The 17566-nt window shown below is 69.9% G+C and carries 20 protein-coding genes; 8 read left to right on the top strand and 12 right to left on the bottom strand.

Features of this window, described 5'->3' with window-relative positions:
• Positions 1-904, bottom strand: a 904-nt coding sequence (locus ACE3PU_RS00700) for a phosphatidylglycerol lysyltransferase domain-containing protein (RefSeq protein WP_374385604.1), incomplete at its 3' end; no start/stop codon positions are given.
• A gap of 154 nt (positions 905-1058) precedes the next feature.
• Between ACE3PU_RS00700 and ACE3PU_RS00705 the strand changes: the two genes are divergently transcribed.
• Positions 1059-1568, top strand: coding sequence for a hypothetical protein (locus ACE3PU_RS00705; RefSeq protein ID WP_374385606.1), 510 nt, complete (start codon positions 1059-1061; stop codon positions 1566-1568).
• Between the two features lie 64 nt (positions 1569-1632).
• Here the strand turns inward: ACE3PU_RS00705 and ACE3PU_RS00710 are convergent, their stop codons facing one another.
• Positions 1633-1875, bottom strand: coding sequence for a GlsB/YeaQ/YmgE family stress response membrane protein (locus ACE3PU_RS00710; protein WP_374385608.1), 243 nt, complete (start codon positions 1873-1875; stop codon positions 1633-1635).
• Positions 1876-2040: 165 nt separating this feature from the next.
• Between ACE3PU_RS00710 and ACE3PU_RS00715 the strand changes: the two genes are divergently transcribed.
• Complete coding sequence (locus ACE3PU_RS00715; protein ID WP_374385610.1) at positions 2041-2412, top strand: helix-turn-helix domain-containing protein; 372 nt, start codon at positions 2041-2043, stop codon at positions 2410-2412.
• Between the two features lie 56 nt (positions 2413-2468).
• A complete protein-coding gene (gene hisN / locus ACE3PU_RS00720) occupies positions 2469-3254 on the top strand; it encodes a histidinol-phosphatase (RefSeq protein ID WP_374385611.1) in 786 nt (261 codons plus the stop codon).
• Positions 3255-3442: 188 nt separating this feature from the next.
• Here hisN and ACE3PU_RS00725 read toward each other — a convergent pair whose 3' ends face one another.
• The 3 genes from ACE3PU_RS00725 to ACE3PU_RS00735 form a co-directional block, all read right to left on the bottom strand.
• Positions 3443-4468 (bottom strand): alpha/beta fold hydrolase, encoded by a 1026-nt coding sequence (locus ACE3PU_RS00725; protein ID WP_374385613.1) that lies wholly within the window; start codon positions 4466-4468, stop codon positions 3443-3445.
• On the bottom strand, positions 4465-5370 hold the full coding sequence (locus ACE3PU_RS00730) for a class I SAM-dependent methyltransferase (protein WP_374385615.1): 906 nt from the start codon (positions 5368-5370) through the stop codon (positions 4465-4467). The genes ACE3PU_RS00725 and ACE3PU_RS00730 overlap by 4 nt, the downstream gene beginning before the upstream one ends.
• A 107-nt stretch (positions 5371-5477) precedes the next feature.
• The gene (locus ACE3PU_RS00735) at positions 5478-6254 is read right to left on the bottom strand and encodes a class I SAM-dependent methyltransferase (RefSeq protein WP_374385617.1); all 777 of its coding nucleotides are present in this window, start codon (positions 6252-6254) and stop codon (positions 5478-5480) included.
• Positions 6255-6506: 252 nt separating this feature from the next.
• On the opposite strand from ACE3PU_RS00735, the gene ACE3PU_RS00740 reads away from it, so the two are divergent.
• Positions 6507-6995 carry an Hsp20 family protein gene (locus ACE3PU_RS00740; RefSeq protein ID WP_374385619.1) on the top strand — a complete coding sequence of 163 codons (489 nt, stop codon included), beginning with the start codon at positions 6507-6509 and terminating at the stop codon, positions 6993-6995.
• 13 nt (positions 6996-7008) lie between these two features.
• Here the strand turns inward: ACE3PU_RS00740 and ACE3PU_RS00745 are convergent, their stop codons facing one another.
• The 6 genes from ACE3PU_RS00745 to sdhC are packed head-to-tail and all read right to left on the bottom strand — an operon-like array spanning position 7009 to position 11239.
• Positions 7009-7359 (bottom strand): PilZ domain-containing protein, encoded by a 351-nt coding sequence (locus ACE3PU_RS00745; protein ID WP_374385621.1) that lies wholly within the window; start codon positions 7357-7359, stop codon positions 7009-7011.
• 50 nt (positions 7360-7409) lie between these two features.
• Entirely contained in the window at positions 7410-7730 is a 321-nt protein-coding gene (locus ACE3PU_RS00750) for a 2Fe-2S iron-sulfur cluster-binding protein (protein WP_374385623.1), read from the bottom strand.
• 51 nt (positions 7731-7781) lie between these two features.
• Positions 7782-8579, bottom strand: coding sequence for a succinate dehydrogenase iron-sulfur subunit (locus tag ACE3PU_RS00755; protein ID WP_374385625.1), 798 nt, complete (start codon positions 8577-8579; stop codon positions 7782-7784).
• Position 8580: 1 nt separating this feature from the next.
• Complete coding sequence (gene sdhA, locus ACE3PU_RS00760) at positions 8581-10365, bottom strand: succinate dehydrogenase flavoprotein subunit (protein ID WP_374385627.1); 1785 nt, start codon at positions 10363-10365, stop codon at positions 8581-8583.
• A gap of 8 nt (positions 10366-10373) precedes the next feature.
• Positions 10374-10778, bottom strand: a complete 405-nt coding sequence (gene sdhD / locus ACE3PU_RS00765) for a succinate dehydrogenase, hydrophobic membrane anchor protein (protein WP_374385629.1) — start codon at positions 10776-10778, stop codon at positions 10374-10376.
• Positions 10775-11239, bottom strand: a complete 465-nt coding sequence (sdhC, locus tag ACE3PU_RS00770; protein ID WP_374385631.1) for a succinate dehydrogenase, cytochrome b556 subunit — start codon at positions 11237-11239, stop codon at positions 10775-10777. The genes sdhD and sdhC overlap by 4 nt, the downstream gene beginning before the upstream one ends.
• Positions 11240-11444: 205 nt before the next feature.
• On the opposite strand from sdhC, the gene ACE3PU_RS00775 reads away from it, so the two are divergent.
• Positions 11445-12041, top strand: coding sequence for a hypothetical protein (locus ACE3PU_RS00775; RefSeq protein ID WP_374385633.1), 597 nt, complete (start codon positions 11445-11447; stop codon positions 12039-12041).
• Positions 12042-12080: 39 nt separating this feature from the next.
• Positions 12081-12950, top strand: a complete 870-nt coding sequence (locus ACE3PU_RS00780) for a pirin family protein (RefSeq protein ID WP_374385635.1) — start codon at positions 12081-12083, stop codon at positions 12948-12950.
• Between the two features lie 19 nt (positions 12951-12969).
• On the opposite strand, the gene ACE3PU_RS00785 is transcribed toward ACE3PU_RS00780, so the two are convergent.
• Positions 12970-14100, bottom strand: a complete 1131-nt coding sequence (locus ACE3PU_RS00785) for a Rieske 2Fe-2S domain-containing protein (protein ID WP_374385637.1) — start codon at positions 14098-14100, stop codon at positions 12970-12972.
• A gap of 108 nt (positions 14101-14208) precedes the next feature.
• Between ACE3PU_RS00785 and ACE3PU_RS00790 the strand changes: the two genes are divergently transcribed.
• Together ACE3PU_RS00790 and ACE3PU_RS00795 are read left to right on the top strand one after the other, a co-directional pair.
• The gene (locus tag ACE3PU_RS00790; protein WP_374385639.1) at positions 14209-15156 is read left to right on the top strand and encodes an alpha/beta fold hydrolase; all 948 of its coding nucleotides are present in this window, start codon (positions 14209-14211) and stop codon (positions 15154-15156) included.
• Between the two features lie 106 nt (positions 15157-15262).
• Positions 15263-17350 (top strand): PBP1A family penicillin-binding protein, encoded by a 2088-nt coding sequence (locus tag ACE3PU_RS00795; RefSeq protein WP_374385641.1) that lies wholly within the window; start codon positions 15263-15265, stop codon positions 17348-17350.
• The last annotated feature ends 216 nt before the right edge of the window (positions 17351-17566 follow it).

A 17566-nucleotide genomic window follows, 5' to 3' on the forward strand; every position in this document is an offset into this window, starting at 1 on the left:
CGGGCGCGCCGCCGTAGCTGTCGGCCAATTCGGCGAAGGCCCACAGGAGGTCCTGCCGCTCCTCCAGCGGGCCGGCCGGTTCGCCCATCACGATCCATCGCCGCCCGCGCACCCGATAGGCCAGGAAGCTGCGGCCCGACGGGCTGAACAGCAGCGCCTTGTCGCCCAGCATGGCCAGCCAGGCCTCCGGCGTGGCGTGGGCAGCCGCCTCCAGCGCCGCGCGCGCCCGCGCGATCTCCTCCGGGCCGGCCGGGCCGTGATCGTGGGCGCCGGGCGAACTCAGCAGCGATCGACCGGCCACCACCAGCGTCAGGACCGCCAGCGCCAGTCCCGCCCGCAGGAAGCCCGACGCCTGGCGGTCGCCGATGAAGCGCCACCACAGCTCGTCCGAATAGGCCACGTCGCGATAGGCGAAGAAGCCCAGCCACAGCATGGCGCCGACCACGGCGATCAGCAGCAGCAGCCAGCTGGGCCGCAGCGGCTCGCTGAGCCGCGAACGCCGGTTGAAGGCGGTGCGGCACGGCGCCAGCAGGGCCGCCACCAGCACCAGGTCCAGCGACTCGCTCCAGTCCAGCCCCTTCAACAGCGAGAACACCGCCCCCACCGCCAGCACCGTCAGCGCCGCCCAATAGGCCCCGCGCCGACGCCGCCACAGGCCCGCCGACAGCAGCAGCAGCAGGAAGCCGGCGATGCTGGCCACCAGGTGAGACAGGTCGATCAGCAGCGGCGACACCACGCCGGTCAGCCGGCGCAGCCGCTCGTCCAGCTCGGGCGTCACGGCCGACGTCAGCATCAGCGCCCCGGCGGCGAAGGCCAGCACGGCGAACAGCTGGGGCGTCAGCTCATAGCCCAGGCCGAGCAGGCGGCGGGTCAGCCGCAGGGCGTGTTGGGGGCGGCGGGGCAAGCCGATCTCCGATTCGTCAGGTCCGCCCCATGATAGACCAGGAATCGGCCAACTGGGGCGCGCCCGGGGTCATTTCGCGGCGCCTGAAACAATCCGAAACATGGCGGATTACCTCTCTGCGGGCGTCGGGCCCGCGCAACTGGGGTATGATCCCATGACTTTCAAGAACGCTCTTCTGGCCGGTTCCTTCGGCGCACTTCTGATGGCCGCGCCGGCCCTGGCGCAGGAAGCCGCCGCGCCGGCCCAGGACCCGGCCGCCGCTGCGCCGGCTCAACAAAGCCTCCAACTGACTCCGGGCGCTGCGGTGCGCGGCCCTGACGGCGCGCTGGGGACGCTGGAAGGCGTTCAGGCCAATGCCGAAGGCGGCCAGGAACTGACCGTGCGCGGCGCCGATGGCCAACTGCGCGCCGTGCCGCTGGCCGGCATCCGCCAGGAAGGCTCGGACGTCGTCGTGGCCTACACCAAGACCGAGTATGACGCCGCCGCGCCGATCGCCGGCGCATCGCCCGCTCCGGCCGCGACGCCGGCGCCCGCTCCGTCGAGCGACCCGGTCGCGGATCCGACGACGGCCGATCCGTCCTCGACCATGACCGATCCGGCCGACCCGGCGACCACCGCCGATCCCATGGCGCCGCCGACCGGTTCGACCGAACCTCAGGCCTAAGGGTCAGGGCACGGAAAAAGGGGCGGCTCGATGAGCCGCCCCTCTTTTTTGCACCTGTCTGAGATCAGGCGCGACGCTTGATCAGGCCCAGCAGGAACAGCAGGATGACCGCGCCGATGGTGGCCACGATGGTGGAGCCGATCCAGCCGCCCCAGGCGAAGCCCAGCGCATTGGCGATGAAGCCGCCGATCAGGGCGCCGATGACGCCGACGACCAGGTTGGTCAGCAGGCCGTGGTTGCGGCCCATGATTTGTTCCGCGAGCCAACCCGCGATGATGCCGATGATGATCCAGGCGATAATGCCCATGAGATGGTTCCTTCCGTTTCAAAGCCAAGCTGTCACCTAAATGCGCGTCGCGTCGCCGGGTTGCCTGACGATCGACATTCGCCTGGCGCGCGATCCGGCACGGCGCTTGCCGCGTGCGGGGCGAGCCGTTCCGTTTCGGGACGGTCGACAGACGAGGACCGGCGCATGGCCACCGACATCGATCTTCATCTGGGCCGCCGCCTTCGCCGCCGGCGACGCCTCCTGGGCCTGACGCAGCAGCAACTGGCGTTGCAGGTCGGCATCCGCTTCCAGCAGATCCAGAAGTACGAATGCGGCGCGAACCGCATCTCGGCCGCCCGCCTGTGGCAGCTGGCCGAGGCGCTGGAGACGCCGATCGCCTACTTCTACGAAGGCCTGGCCGACGCGCTGGAGCGCAAGACCCCCGCGGCCAGCGGCGGCGAGGTCTTCTCGCGCAAGGAGACGCTGGACCTGATCCAGGCCTATTATCAGCTGGAAGAACATCCCCGCCGGCGCCTGCTGGATCTGGCCAAGTCGCTGAACGCGCCTGCGACCTGACAAAGACGCGACGGTGCGGGGCGCCCAAGCCGGGCGAAGCGGGCTATGAGCGCCGCATGACCGAACTCGAAGCCTTCGCCATCGAACTGGCGCACGAAGCCGCGCGCGTGACCCTGCCCTTCTTCCGCTCGGACCTGGGCCACGAGGACAAGGGCGGCGCGGCCGGCTTCGATCCCGTGACCGAGGCCGACCGGCAGGCCGAGGCGGCGATCCGCCGCCGGATCGCCGAACGCTATCCCGACCACGGCGTGATCGGCGAGGAATACGGCGCGGACCGGCCCGAGGCCGAGCACGTCTGGGTGCTGGACCCGATCGACGGAACCCGCGCCTTCATCGCCGGCCTGCCGCTGTGGACGACCCTGATCGCCCTGCGGACCGAAGCGCGTCCGACGGTCGGCGTCATCGCCCAGCCCTATCTCGACGAGATCTTCGTCGGCGGCCCGTCGGGCGCGCGCCTGCTGCGCGGGGCGGGGGAGACGCCGCTGGCGGTGCGGCCCTGCGAACGGCTGAACGACGCCATCATCGCCACGACCGACCCCGACATTTTCACCGGCTCGGAGCTGGGCGCCTGGACCCAGGTGCGGGCGGCCGCGCGCCTGGCCCGGCTGGGCTGCGACGCCTACGCCTACGCCATGCTGGCGGCCGGGCGCATCGATCTGGTGGCCGAGGCCGGGCTGAAGCCCTGGGACTGGTCGGCCCTGATCCCGGTGATCGAGGCGGCGGGCGGCCAGGTCGTCAACTGGCGCGGCCAGACCCCGGACGACGGCGGACAGATCCTGGCGGTCGGCGACGCCCGCCTGATCGACCAGGCCCTGGTCACGCTGCGTCGCGCGGCCTTGTAGAAGAGACGGTCGAACCGCAGCCCCGGGTCGATTTCACACTGCGCGCGTAAAAAACACAGTGTGAATGGTGTGAATCGTCCTTCTTCAGTCGAATGAGGCGCGCATCATAACCCAGCGGGAAGCCGCGCTGGGTCGAAGGGTCAGGCCCGCCCCTTGAGGGCTGATCTTTCGAGGAATTCCTCGCGAAATTAGGAGCGTTGCCGCGCCGGCGACGACCCGCCCGCCGTCTCCAGCACCGGGGCGACGGCGTCGGCCAGGGCGTCGAACTCCTGCAGGAAGACCGCGCGCATCTCGTCGGCCTCCATGATGACCTCGTGGCGGGCGCCGGGGACCTCGACATAGCGGCCGCGCTCCAGCCGCTTGGCGGCCCAGCGGCTGGTCTGCTTCCAGACGAGCTCGTCGCGATCGGCCTGGACGATGGTCACGGGGACCTTCACCGCCTTCAGCGCCCGGGGCTTGAGCGCCCGCTCGCCCGCGTCGACCGCGAAGGCCAGCCAGCCGTAGGTGGGGGCGCCCACGGCCAGGTGCGGACAGGCGTAAAGCTGCTGGCGCCACAGGTCGTAGCGGGCGGCGTCCGAGGTCAGGCTGTTGCCCTCGAACTCTTGATCAAAGGGATCGTCGGCGTCGTCCAGCACATAGTCGCCGGCCTTGCCGTGGCGGATGTTCCAGCGCAGCGCCAGCTTGACCGACCACATCGACCGCTTGCCCGTCTTGACCCGCAGCATGGGGCTTGACAGCACGGCGCCGGCGAACCGGTCCTCGCCGTTCTCCAGCGTCAGCAGGTTCAGGCAGGCGCCCATCGAATGGCCGACCATGATCCACGGCTGGGGCAGGCGCGCCTGATAGGTCTCCAGCAGGCGGCCGTAGTCGTCCAGGAATTCCTCGACCGCGCGGGCGTGGCCCTTCAGCCGGTCGGGCAGCAGGCGGGCGGACAGGCCCTGGCCGCGCCAGTCGTGGGCCAGGACGCACCAGCCGCGCGCCAGCAGATTGCCGATGAACTCGTAGTATTTCTCGATCGGCTCGGTGCGGCCCGCGCTCAGCACCACCGTGCCGCGCGGCGTCTTGGCGACCAGGGGCGAGGGCGTCCACAGGGCCGCGCGCAGGCGCATGCCCCCGGCGCCGCGGAACCAGTCGCCCTCGCCGCCGGGGGGCGGGGCGGCGCCCGGCACGCTCATCAGGGGCGCATTGGCGGCGAAGGCTTGGGCGCGGTTCACACGGGCTTCCTGAACTTCAAGGTCATGCGATCGCTTTCGCCGATCTTGTCATACGGCGCGCGGTCGAAGGTCGGGTCGGCGGGTTCGCCGCGCGGCGCCGTCAGGCGCATGGGCGGCAGGGTGTCCACGCCGAACGGATGGTCCTTGGTGTCCTCCGCATTGGCGTTGACCTCGGAGGCGGCGACGAACACGAAGCCGGCCTCGGCCGCCAGCTGCCTGACGAACGCCTCCTGGACATAGCCGTTCGCGGCAACCGGATCCTGATCCTCCTCCGGACCCAGGCGGTGCTGTTCGACGCCCAGCACGCCGCCGGGCTTGAGCGCGGCATAGGCGTCGGCGAAGGCCTTTTCGGCGATCCCGGCGGCCATCCAGCCGTGCAGGGTGCGCATGAACAGGACCATGTCCGCCGTGCCGGCGGCGGCCACGGGCCCGCTGGTCGCGCCGAAGGTCGAGAACTGCGGTTCGCCATAGAGCCGGCGATCGGACGAGAATCGGGCCCGGAAGGCGGCGTTCAGCGCGGCCTGGGCGGGGTCGGCGGTGGGACCTTCGGGGAACAGGGCCGCGACATAGGCCCCCGCGCCCTTGGCCAGATAGGGGGCCAGGATTTCGGTGTACCAGCCGCTGCCGGGCCAGAACTCCACCGCCGTCATCCGCGGCTGAAGGCCGAAGAAGCGCAGCGTCTCCATGGGATGGCGCCACGGGTCGCGGGCCTTGTCCTGGGCGGAGCGCCAGGCGCCGGCGATGGCCCATTCCAGCGAACCTTCCGGCGGACCCTGGGGGGCGGGGGGCGCCTCGGACTTGCGATCCTCGCCGCGCCCGCAGCCGACCAGCGTCAGCGCCGCCGCGCCCGTCAGCATCGTGCGACGCGACACGCGGCTCTGGATCGCTGGAAGATACGCCATCAAACATCCCCGCAGAGCGTCGGCCCCGGCGCCCGACAAACTTCGGCGCTCACGGGCTTAATCAGGTTCGGGGCCGGGGTCAAAGTCCGCAGTCGGGCGGGGGGAGCCTATTCCGGCTTGCGCAGGCGCAGGGTCATCCGGTCGCTTTCGCCGATCGCGTCGAAGGCGGCGCGTTCCTCAGCGCTGAGGGTGCGGCCCTGGTCGTCGGCGCTGCGGCGAACCGGCGGCAGGGTCCAGACGCCGAAGGGGTGGTCGTGGTCGTCCTGGGGATTGGCGTTCAGCTCGCTGCGGGCGTCCAGCACGAAGCCGGCGTCCTGCGCCGCCTTGATGACGTAGCTTTCGGGGACGTAGCCGGTTCCGGCCACATCGGCGACGTTCAGCCCCTCGGCACTGCGGTGCTGTTCGACCGCCAGCACGCCGCTCGGCTTCAGCGCCTGGAAGAAGGCGGCCAGATAGGGCTCGGTGCGGCCGCTGCGGGACCAGTTGTGGAAGGCGCGCGCGACCAGGATGAAATCGGCCGAGCCGGGCTCGACCCCCATGCTCTCCAGCGGCCGGTTGACGGCGACGTAGCGGCCGCCGGTCGCGGCGGCGTAGGGCTCGAGGATATGACGCCACCAGCTGGCGCCGCCCGGCTCGATCTCGACGACGGTCATCCCCGGCGTCAGGCCCCAGAAGGTCAGCGCCTCATAAGGGCGCCGCCAGGCGTCGCGCGCCCGGTCCGCAGCGGGACGCGTGGGCGAATCGACCGCCGCCCGCAGCGCGGCGTCGTCCTGCAGGTCCGGCATGGTCGTCGACAAGGCGGAGCGGGCCGGGGTCTGGGCGGCGGTCGGCGCGGCGCCGGTGACGGCGAGGGCGGCCGCGAGGCCGAAGAGGGCGAGACGCATGGGATCCTCCGGAGGTGTTCCTTCTCCCTTAGCAGCCCGGCGGCCCGGGCCAATGCCGGATCGCCCGGCCAGACGAAATGACGCGCGGGCGCCTTGACGGCGAAAGCCGCCTTCCCATCTCAGGCCTCGAGAACGCCGATCCCGGGTTCTCCAGACCGGCCGGCGCCGATTTCGGGCCGACAGGACTGATCCCCATCCGTCCGGGCCAAAACGCCGGACGGCTCAACCTTGCTGATCCTCAGGAGGATGCTGATGCGTACCTATGATTTCACCCCCCTGTACCGTTCGGCTGTCGGCTTCGACCGTCTGGCCAACCTGCTGGAGAGCGCCGCGCGCACCAGCTCTGAAAGCGGCTATCCGCCCTACAACATCGAGACCACGGGCGAGAACGCCTATCGCATCGAGATCGCCGTCGCGGGCTTCACCCCCGACGAGCTGAACATCGAGGTGAAGGAGAACCTGCTCACCGTCACCGGCCGCAAGACCGCCAACGACGATGCGACGCAGAAGACCTATCTGCACCGCGGCCTGGCCGAACGCGATTTCGAACGCCGGTTCCAGCTGGCCGACTATGTGGTCGTGACCGAGGCCAATCTGGTCAACGGCCTGCTGTCGATCGCGCTGAAGCGTGAACTGCCCGAGGCGCTGAAGCCCCGCCGCATCGAGATCGGCGCCGGCACGCCGCTGATCGAAGGCCAGGTTGACGGCAAGACGGAGAAGAAGACGGCGAAGGCGGCCTAAGCCGTCTTCCAGCCTAACGGCCGCCCGCGCGAAGCCATGCGTCGCGCGCGGCGGTCATCCGGGCCGGCACCAGACCTCTCAGCGAGGTCGGGCCGGCCTGTTTGATTCCGGCCTCCTGCCCCTTCTGCCAGGCGACGACGCCGGGATAGGCCAGCCCCTCGGCGACGTCGATCACCACCACCTCGCGCGGCAGGGCGGCGCTGCGGTCCAGCCGCAGCCGCATCCCCGCGGCGGACAGGTCCATGATCAGGCAGGCCATCTCAAGCGCCGGCGCGGAGACGACGCCCCGCGCATTGGCGATGCGGCGCGGCTCCGATCGCCGATCGGCAAGGTCGGCGGGACGCCCGAATTTCGAACCGAACAAGCTCACGGCTCCACTAACGCGCCAGACGGGCGATGGCGCCGCCGCTCACGTCAGTGCTGGTTTTCAGGCAGGCGAACGACCAGCCCGTCCAGGGCGTCCGAGACGCGGATCTGGCACGACAGGCGCGAGTTCGGCTCCACCTCCTCGGCGAAGTCGAGCATCGACTCCTCCATGGCGCTGGGCTTGCCGGTGGCTTCGCGCCAGGCTTCGTCGACATAGACGTGGCAGGTGGCGCAGGCGCAGGCCCCGCCGCAGTCGGCATCGATGCCCGGCACATTGTTGCGGATCGCGCCTTCCATGACCGAAAGGCCCGGCTTCACGTCCACGACGTGCTCGGTGCCGTCATGCTCGATGTAGGTGATGGTCGCCATGCGCCGCTCTTAACCGAGGCCGCGCCGGAGGCAAGCCTCCGGCGCGATGACTCAGGCCGCCTGTTTCTTGCGCGACGGCGAGACCATCAGCTTCTTGGTCTCGGCGATGGCCTTGGCCGGGTTCAGCCCCTTGGGGCAGACCTGGGCGCAGTTCATGATGGTGTGGCAGCGATAGAGCTTGAACGGGTCCTCGAGGTCGTCCAGGCGCTTGTCCGTGGCGTCGTCGCGGCTGTCGGCGATCCAGCGATAGGATTGCAGCAGGGCCGCCGGGCCGAGGTACTCCTCCTGGTTCCACCAGTAGCTGGGGCAGGAGGTGGAGCAACAGGCGCACAGGATGCACTCGTACAGGCCGTCCAGCTTCTCGCGCTCGGCCGGCGTCTGCAGCCGCTCCTTCTCCGGGTCCGGCTCGTCGGACTGGAGGTAGGGCTGGATGGAATCGTACTGGGCGTAGAACAGGCTCAGGTCCGTCACCAGGTCCTTGACCACCGGCTGGTGGGGCAGGGGGGCGATGGTGATGTTGTGCGACGAGCATTCGTCCCAGCCCTTGGTGCAGGCCAGGGCGTTGCGCCCGTCGATGTTCATCGAGCACGAGCCGCAGATGCCCTCGCGGCACGACCGCCGGAACGACAGGGTCGGGTCGATGGTGTTCTTGATGTGGATCAGGGCGTCCAGCAGCATCGGGCCGTGGTCGCCGGCGGGCACCTCATAGACATCCCAGCGGGGGTCGGCGTCGACCTCGGGATCGTAGCGGTAGACCTTGTAGGTCTTGACGTCCTTGGCCCCCGGGGCGGCCTTGTGGACCTTGCCCTGGGTCGGCTTGGAGCCTCTGGGGAGAGTGAGCTGAACCATCTTAGTAAACCCGCGCCTTGGGCTCGATGTACGAGACTTCGTCGGACATGGTGTAGTTGTGCACCGGACGGTAGTCGATCTGGACCTGCTCGCCCGGGCGCTTCCAGGCCAGGGTGTGCTTCATCCAGTTGACGTCGTCGCGGTCCGGATAGTCCTCGCGGGCGTGGGCGCCGCGCGATTCCGTCCGGTTCAGGCCGCCCTCGATGGTGACCAGGGCCTGCGCGATCAGGTTGTCGTACTCCAGCGTCTCCACCAGGTCCGTGTTCCAGATCAGGCCGCGATCGGTCGTCTTGATGTCGGCGCCGGCCGCGTCGATGGCGCGCAGCTTGTCGACGCCCTGCTGCAGCGTCTCGCCGGTGCGGAACACCGCGGCGTCGGCCTGCATGGCGCGCTGCATCGACAGGCGCAGCTCGGCCGTCGGGGTCGAGCCGTTGGCGTTGCGGAAGCGGTCGAGACGCGCCAGGTGGGCGTCGGTCTGAGCCTTGGAGGCCGACGGCACGGCCGAAGCCTTGTCCACCACCTCGCCGCAGCGCAGACCGACGGCGCGGCCGAACACCACCAGGTCGGTCAGGGAGTTGGAGCCCAGGCGGTTGGCGCCGTGCACCGAGACGCAGGCCGCCTCGCCCACGGCCATTAGGCCGGGCACCACGCTGTCGGGATTGCCGTCGCGCAGCGTCAGCACTTCGCCGTGATAGTTCGTGGGGATGCCGCCCATGTTGTAGTGGACGGTCGGCAGGACCGGGATCGGCTCCTTGGTCACGTCGACGCCGGCGAAGATCTTGGCCGATTCTGAGATGCCCGGCAGGCGCTGGTGCAGGATCTTGGGATCCAGGTGATCCAGGTGCAGGAAGATGTGGTCCTTGTTCGGGCCCACGCCGCGGCCTTCGCGGATCTCGATGGTCATGGAGCGGCTGACCATGTCGCGCGGGGCCAGGTCCTTCACGGTCGGCGCATAGCGCTCCATGAAGCGCTCGCCTTCCGAGTTGGTCAGATAGCCGCCCTCGCCGCGGGCGCCCTCGGTGATCAGGCAGCCGGCGCCGTAGATGCCGGTCGGGTGGAACTGCACGAACTCCATGTCCTGCAGCGGCAGGCCGGCGCGCAGCACCATCGCATTGCCGTCGCCGGTGCAGGTGTGGGCCGAGGTCGCCGAGAAATAGGCGCGGCCGTAGCCGCCGGTGGCCAGCACCACCATCTTGGCGCGGAACTGGTGCAGCTGGCCGGTGTCGAGCTGCAGCGCGGTGACGCCGGTGCAGGCGCCGTCCTGCATGATCAGGTCCAGCGCGAAATACTCGATGAAGAACTTCACCTCGCGGCGCACGGACTGGCCGTACAGGGTGTGCAGGATGGCGTGGCCGGTGCGGTCGGCGGCGGCGCAGGTGCGCTGCACCGGGCCCTCGCCGAAGTTGCGGGTCATGCCGCCGAAGGCGCGCTGATAGATCTTGCCTTCTTCGGTGCGGCTGAAGGGCACGCCCCAGTGTTCCAGCTCATAGACCGCCTTGGGGGCGTTCCGGACCAGATATTCGATGGCGTCCTGGTCGCCCAGCCAGTCCGACCCCTTGACGGTGTCGTACATGTGCCACTGCCAGCTGTCCTCGCCCATGTTGCCCAGCGAGGCGGAGATGCCGCCCTGGGCCGCGACGGTGTGGGAGCGGGTCGGGAAGACCTTGGTGACGCAGGCGACCTTCAGGCCCTGCTGGGCGGCGCCGAGCGCGGCGCGCAGGCCAGAGCCGCCCGCGCCGACGACGACGACGTCGTATTCGTGATCGATGAATTCGTAAGCAGCCATGGTCGGGATCAGGCTCCGAAGCCGGCGGGCAGCGGCGCCGAGCCCAGCGCCAGACGCACGATGAAGAAGACGCTGGCGGCGGCCAGCACGAAGAAGACCAGGTTCAGCACGGCCAGCAGCAGCTTCCGGTTCCCGACCCGGTTGATGTAGTCCTCGAAGATCACCTTCCAAGCCAGGCCGGCGTAGCCGAGGAAGACCAGCATGGTGATCGCCAGCAGCCCGGCGTTCAGCGGGCTGGCGAACCAGTCCATCACCTGCTCATAGCCGGCGCCCGCCAGGGTGAAGGCGGTCGAGGCCAGCCAAACCGCCAGCGGCAGCAGGACGACCAGGGCCACGCGCTCGGCGGCCCATTCGCCCGCGCCGCGCCGTTCGGAAATCTTGACGCAATTCTTGAATCTTGCGGGACCGCTCACAGCCCGACCCTCCCGACAGCGAACAGAACGACCCAGAACAGCACCGCCAGCGGGATCGGTCCCCAGACGGAGATGTTCGACAGAAGCGTGGCCGACTTGGGGGTCAGGCCGTTGCCCGTGTCGTTGATGGTGTGGCGCGCGCCGTTCAGGATGAAGGAGAACAGCACCACGGTCAGGCCGAAGCCGACCAGCAGGCCCAGCGGCGAACCGGCCACGCCCAGGGCGGCCGCATAGGCGTCGGGACCGGAGGCCAGCGCCGCCAGCCAGGCGGTCGCGATCACGGCGCCGACCGTCGCGGCGATGATGGTGGCCCGGAACAGGATCGAGGCCGCCATGGTCACATGCCAGCGCCAGATGCTCATGTGGGGCGAGAGGGGTCGAACGTGACCGTTCGGCTGGGTGACGAAACGGCCGGTCTGGTCGTCGCGCGCATCCCCCGACGTCGGGTTGGGATGAGTCATGCGAATCGTTCTCAAAAGCGAATGAATTCAATCGCCGTGTGCGGTTGCGAAGGCTTTAGTGACCCGCGCGCGGGGGTGTCAACAAACGGCTGCAACAAGTGGGGCGGCCAAGCCGGCGCTCTCGGTTCCATCACGGGGGATCACGTTTGTGCGCGGGGCCGCCGGGGGGTTGCGGGAGGGACTCCGGCTTTGGCAGGGTAAGCCCATGATCTGGTTCACATTCGCCTCGATCCTGAGTTCCGGCCTGACGCTTCAAACCCCCTACGGCGTGCTGGATGCGACCCCGGAAACCTATCAGCCCCCCGCCGTCCGGCCGTTCGAGCCGCCCTCCGACTTTGGTCGCGAACAGGCCGAAGGCGACGCCGCCGAGACGCAGCATCGCCGCAAGCTGACCCAGCCGGTGGTGGTCGGCGCCTATGTCGGCAGCTACGAGACCAGCCCCACCGACGCCGAGGCCGCCTATGATCAAGGCGTGGCCCAGGCCGAGATCAACATGGATCGTCGCGCCGGGTCCCTGGACGGACGTTGGCGCGTCGCCGACGCCAACGGGCGGCCGATCCTGTCGCTGGCGCTGACCGATCTGGGCGGCGGGCGGACCATCGAGGGGGCCTGGCGTCGCCTGGAGGCCGGAGCGGCCCCCAAGGAGGTCGGCGTGGCCGGCCCCGCCAGCACGGACGGAGACACGAAGGTGATCCCGGCGGCGGGCGGCGAGCTGCGACTTCGGGCCGCATCGGGCGGATGGACCGGCGTGCTGGTCCAGGGCGGCCGCAGCCGGCCGGTGACCCTGTCGCGTGGCGGCTGAGCCCTCGCCATTCGCCATCCGTCACTCTATATGTGACGAATGACCAACGCCCTCAAACCCCGCCCCGTGGTCCGGCTGCATCCGGCCCATCGCGACGACATCGGCGACCTGGTGACGCGCCGCCCTGTTCCGGGGCCGGGCGTGGAGCAGGTCGATCCGTTTCTGTTCCTGAACCATCACGGGCCGCAGACCTATCCGCCCGGCAACCGCGGCCTGCCGTTCGGCCCGCATCCGCACCGGGGGTTCGAGACGGTCACCTTCATCCTAGACGGCGAGCTGGCGCACAACGATTCCGCCGGCGGCGAGAGCATCATCCGGGCCGGCGGGATCCAGTGGATGACCGCGGGATCGGGCCTGATCCACGCCGAACTGTCGCCCGCGTCGTTCAAGCGCGACGGGGGCCCGATGGAGATCCTTCAGCTGTGGGTCAACCTGCCGTCGCGGCTGAAGATGACGGCCCCGAACTATGTCGGGCTGCAGGCGGCGGACATTCCCAGCTTCACCACCGAAGGCGGGGTGACGGTCGAGCCCGTATCCGGCGCATGGCTGGGCGTGGCCGCGCCGATCCAGTCGCTGATCGACATCCATCTGGCGGTGGTGCGCCTGCCCGCGGCCGCGCGGTTCCAGACGCCGGTCGCCGCCGATCGCAACGTCTTCCTCTATGTTGTGAAGGGACAGGTCGCGGTCGCCGGGACGCCGGTCCCGGAATGGAGCCTGGCGGCGCTGGGCGACGGCGAGGCGGTCGAGATCACGGCCGCGTCCGACGCCGTCGTGCTGCTGGGCCACGCCCGGCCGATCGGCGAGCCGGTCTTCAGCCACGGCCCGTTCGTGATGAACACCCGCGACGAGATCGTGCAGGCGATCCAGGACTATCAGGCCGGAAAGTTCGGGCCGCCGCCCCGCATCTGACGGATCGGCCGCTGGGGGATCAGCTCTTCCAGCGCAGGGTCGCGGGCCGCACCGGATTGACGAAGGCGCGGCCCTCGGCCCGGCTCCTGGCCCATTCGCGCTTCAGCTGCTGGTACCATTTCGCCTGCTTGTCCGCGTCGTCGATCCAGATCAGCGCGGGATCGTAGCGCAGCCCCTCGTTCTGCAGGTTCACCATGCCGCCGTCCTGCTTGAGGAAGGCGACCACCCCCATGCGCAGGAAGGGCTTGGCCAGGCCGAACACCCAGTGGTCGGACCAGAAGATCTGGGTGATCCGCGTCCTGGTCTCGGTCACCGGCGTCAGGCAGGTCAGGGCCAGGACCTGCCTTTCGCCCACCTGGATATGCTCCCAGCGGAAGCCCGGCAGGCGGAAGGTGATCTCCGTGGCGGGGGCGCCGCCCAGGATCCGGTAGAGGCGGCTGTTGGACGAGGGGGCGTGGCGGACCATGGCGAAGCCGTGCTCGCGCGGTTCGAACGCCTTGGCCTTCTCGTGCATCGAATGTTCGGACCGCCACCACCACTGCTGGTGGACATAGGGGCCGTGGGCCGGGTCCATCAGCCCGACGACGGCGTGGTCGATGTGGCTGTCGAAATCCATGCCTTCGACCAGCTTGGCCTCGCCGCCGACCACGCCGGGGAAGACCGGCGGCTCGTGGTCCGGCGCCATCGGATTGCGGGCGTCGGACGCCATCCAGACGAAGACGATCCCCTGGCTCTCGCGCACCGGATAGGACCGGACGCGGATGCGATCCGCTTCGAACGCCTGGTCCTCGACCAGGGACGGGATGGCCGCGCAGACGCCGTCGGGGCGGAAGCGCCAGCCGTGATAGGGGCATTCGATCGTCTCGCCCTCGCCGGGCTTGTCCACCAGCCGGCCGGCCGACAGCGGCGCGGCGCGGTGCGGGCAGATGTCGCGCATGGCGTAGACCTGGCCCGCCCGGGTGCGGCCGACCAGCACCGGCTCGCCCATGATCCCGTGACGTTTCAGCGCGCCGGGCGCGACGTCGCGGCCCAGGGCCACGAAGTACCAGGCGTCGGTCACGAAGCCCTTGCCGAACGGGGCGGCGCCGACCTTCGACGGCGCGGCGTCGGCTTGCGGGGACTGGACGGGATCGGCGGAGGCTGGCTTCATGACGCCTGTCTAACAGAGGCGGGCGGCGTCTGTCCTCAGGCTATGTCAGAGTACTTTACATCACAAAGTGAAGGCGCCATACAGGCGGCCTCAAAGGGGAGTAACACCATGATCCGCGCCGCCCTTCTGGCCGCCCTGATGCTGGCCGCCGCGCCCGCCGCCGTCCTGGCCCAGGACGCGACCGCCGCCCACGGTCATCATCACGCCGACTTCGCCTCCGACCGGATCCACGTCCGGGTGGACGGCGACATGGACGGGCGCGACATCATCCTGATTCCCGGCCTCAGCTCCTCGCCCGAAATCTGGCAGGAGACGGTGGATCACCTGACGGCGCAGGACGGCGCCGGATGGCGCGTCCACCGCATCCACGTCCAGGGGTTCGCCGGTGCGCCGGCCCAGGGCAACGCCCAGACGGGAGACGCGCCCGGCCTGGTCGCCGCCCCGGTGGCCGAGGAGATCGCCCGCTACATCCGCGAGAACGATCTGCCCCGCCCCGCCGTCGTCGGCCATTCGATGGGCGGAACCATCGGTTTGATGCTGGCCGCGCGCCATCCGGACCTGGTCGGCCGGCTGATGGTCGTGGACATGATCCCCTTCATGGGCGCGATGTTCGGCGCGCCGGGCGCCACGGCCGAAAGCGTGACCCCCGTCGCCGACCAGATCTGGGCCGCCCAGGCGAACACCCCGCGCGAGGCCTATGTCGCCCAGGCCACGACCGCCATCACCGGCATGATCAACACCCAGGGCCGCCGCGAAGAGGCGCTGGAGGACATGCGCGAGAGCGACCAGAAGGTCTCCGCCGCCGCCTATCGCGAACTGGTCGTCACCGACCTGCGGCCCGAGTTGTCGAAGATCACGGCGCCGACCGAGGTGCTGTACGTCAAGTTCAACGATCCGCGCATGACGCCCGAGCTGACGGACACCATCTACCGCATGTCCTACGCCAATCTGCCGGGGGCGACGCTGAAGCGCATCGACGACAGCGCGCACTTCATCATGTTCGACCAGCCCCAGGCCTTCCACGCCGAACTGGACGCCTTTCTTTCGGCCGAATAGCGCCTCACGCTCGCGTGATGTCGGCGGGGCCGTTTCGGCGGCGGTTCATACGGGATACATACCCGTGGAGCTACATCCCGCCTGAGCGCGGCATCTGAGGATAAAAATGGCGGGTCAAGGACAGGGCGAGGGCAGGCCCAGGCGCTCGGCGTTGCAGCTTCTGGTCTACTGGGGCGCGGTGCTGGCCGTCTGGGGTCTGATCTTCCTGGTCGTCTTCTTCGCGGTCTTCGCGCGCGGCCTGCCCGACACCTCCAGCCTGTACGACGTCGATCGCCAGCCCTCAATCACCTATCTGGACCGCAACGGCGCGCTGATCGCCACGCGCGGCACGCAGATGGCGCCGCCGGCCGACCTGGACGCCCTGCCGGACTATGTGCCGGCCGCCTTCATCGCCATCGAGGACCGGCGCTTCTACAACCACCCGGGCTTCGATCCCGTCGGCATGATGCGCGCCGCGGCCGCCAACATGCGCGCCGGCCGGGTGGTGCAGGGCGGCTCGACCCTGACGCAGCAGCTGGCCAAGAACCTGTTCCTGACGCCCGACCAGAACATGCGCCGCAAGGTGCAGGAACTGATGCTGGCCGTCTGGCTGGAGATGAAGTTCACCAAAAAGGAGATCCTGGCCCTCTATCTGAACCGGGTCTATTTCGGCGCCGGCGCCTATGGCATCGAGGCCGCGTCGCAGCGGTATTTCGACAAGTCCGCCAGCGAGCTGACCATCGGCGAGGCCGCGCTGCTGGCGGGGCTGCTGAAGGCGCCGTCGCGCTATTCTCCGCTGTCAGAGAGCGAGCGCGCCGCCACCCGCGCCACCGTCGTGCTGAACGAGATGGAAGAGGCCGGCGTCATCACCGCCGCCCAGCGCGAACAGGCCGTGACCCAGCCGGTCATCGTCTCGCGCACCCTGGCCACCCAGCACGCCCAGTACTTCATCGACTGGCTGGACAAGTCGATCCGCGGCCTGGTCGGGGAGCCGACCGAGGACATCATCGTCGAAACCACGCTCGACCTGACCCTGCAGACCGCCGCCGAACGCTCGGTGCGCCGGATCCTGGAGCGGGACGAGGGCCGCGGCGTCGAGCAGGCCGCCCTGGTGGCGCTGGACGGCGACGGCCGGGTGCGCGCCATGATCGGCGGCGCCTCCTATGCCGACAGCCAGTTCAACCGCGCCGTCGACGCGCGCCGCCAGGCCGGGTCGTCGTGGAAGCCGTTCGTCTATCTGGCCGCGCTCGAGGCGGGCTACACCCCGCAGACGCCGGTGGTGGACGAGCCGATCACCATCGGGAACTGGTCGCCGCGAAACTACTCCGGGACCTTCTCGGGCCCCATGAGCCTGTCCCAGGCCGTGGCCCAGTCGATCAACACCGTGGCCGCCTCGATCGCCGACCAGATCGGGCGCGACAGCGTGGCGCGCGTCGCCCGCCGGCTGGGCGTGGAGAGCCGCATCGGCCTGGAGCCCGCCATGGCGCTGGGGGCGGTGGAGGTGTCGCCGCTGGAGATGGCCGGGGCGTACGACGCCTTCGCCAACGGCGGCCGTCGGGTCGAACCCTATGGCGTCAGCCGCATCCGCACGCCCCAGGGCCGGGTCATCTACCAGCGCTCCAATCCGGAGACGGGCCAGGCGATCAACAATCCGCCGCTCTACTATCTGAACGAGATGCTGCGCGGGGTGGTAACCTCGGGCAGCGGTCGCGGCGCGGCCATCGCCGGGCGCGACCTGGCGGGCAAGACCGGCACCACCTCGGACTACAAAGACGCCTGGTTCGTGGGCTACACCGGCGGCTTCGTCACCGCCGTCTGGGTCGGCAAGGACGACAACACGGCCATGCGCGGCGTGACGGGCGGGTCGTCCCCGGCCGCCATCTGGAGGGGCTTCATGGAGGCGGCTCTGCCGCGCCTGAACGCGCCGCGCATTCCCGACGGCCCGGCCATGCCGGAGGGGTGGCAGGCCCCCGATCCCGTCGGCGACCTGCTGTCCAACCTGGGCGACGGCCAGGGTCAGCCGGTGGAGCCGGTCGATCCGTCCCAGGGCCAGCCCTATGTCGAGCAGGACGGTCCGCCCCGCCCGCAGCCGGTTCCGGGCCAGCCGCCGGCCGTGCGTCCCAACGCGCCCCAGCCCGTCCAGCCGCGCCAGCCCGACCAGCAGGCCGACGGCCGCCTTGCGCCCGAACGCCGCCAGGAGCCGCTGTTCTACTGAGGCGGGCGGCCGCCTTGCACGGGCGGCGGAACGGCTGTAGAGGGCCCGCTCCTGTTGGGGAGTAGCTTCCGGCGCCTGAAGCCGGGGTCGCATCAACACATTCGCGGCCGTCGTTTGCGACGTCTTCGTGGTGCGACCAGCGGACCGTCGTCCGCCTTGCGAGACCAGCGTTTCCCACCGCCCCGCCGGGCGGCGTGGGATGCGCGTCTCGTCGCC

Source organism: Brevundimonas sp., from assembly GCF_041911375.1.
Lineage (GTDB): Bacteria > Pseudomonadota > Alphaproteobacteria > Caulobacterales > Caulobacteraceae > Brevundimonas.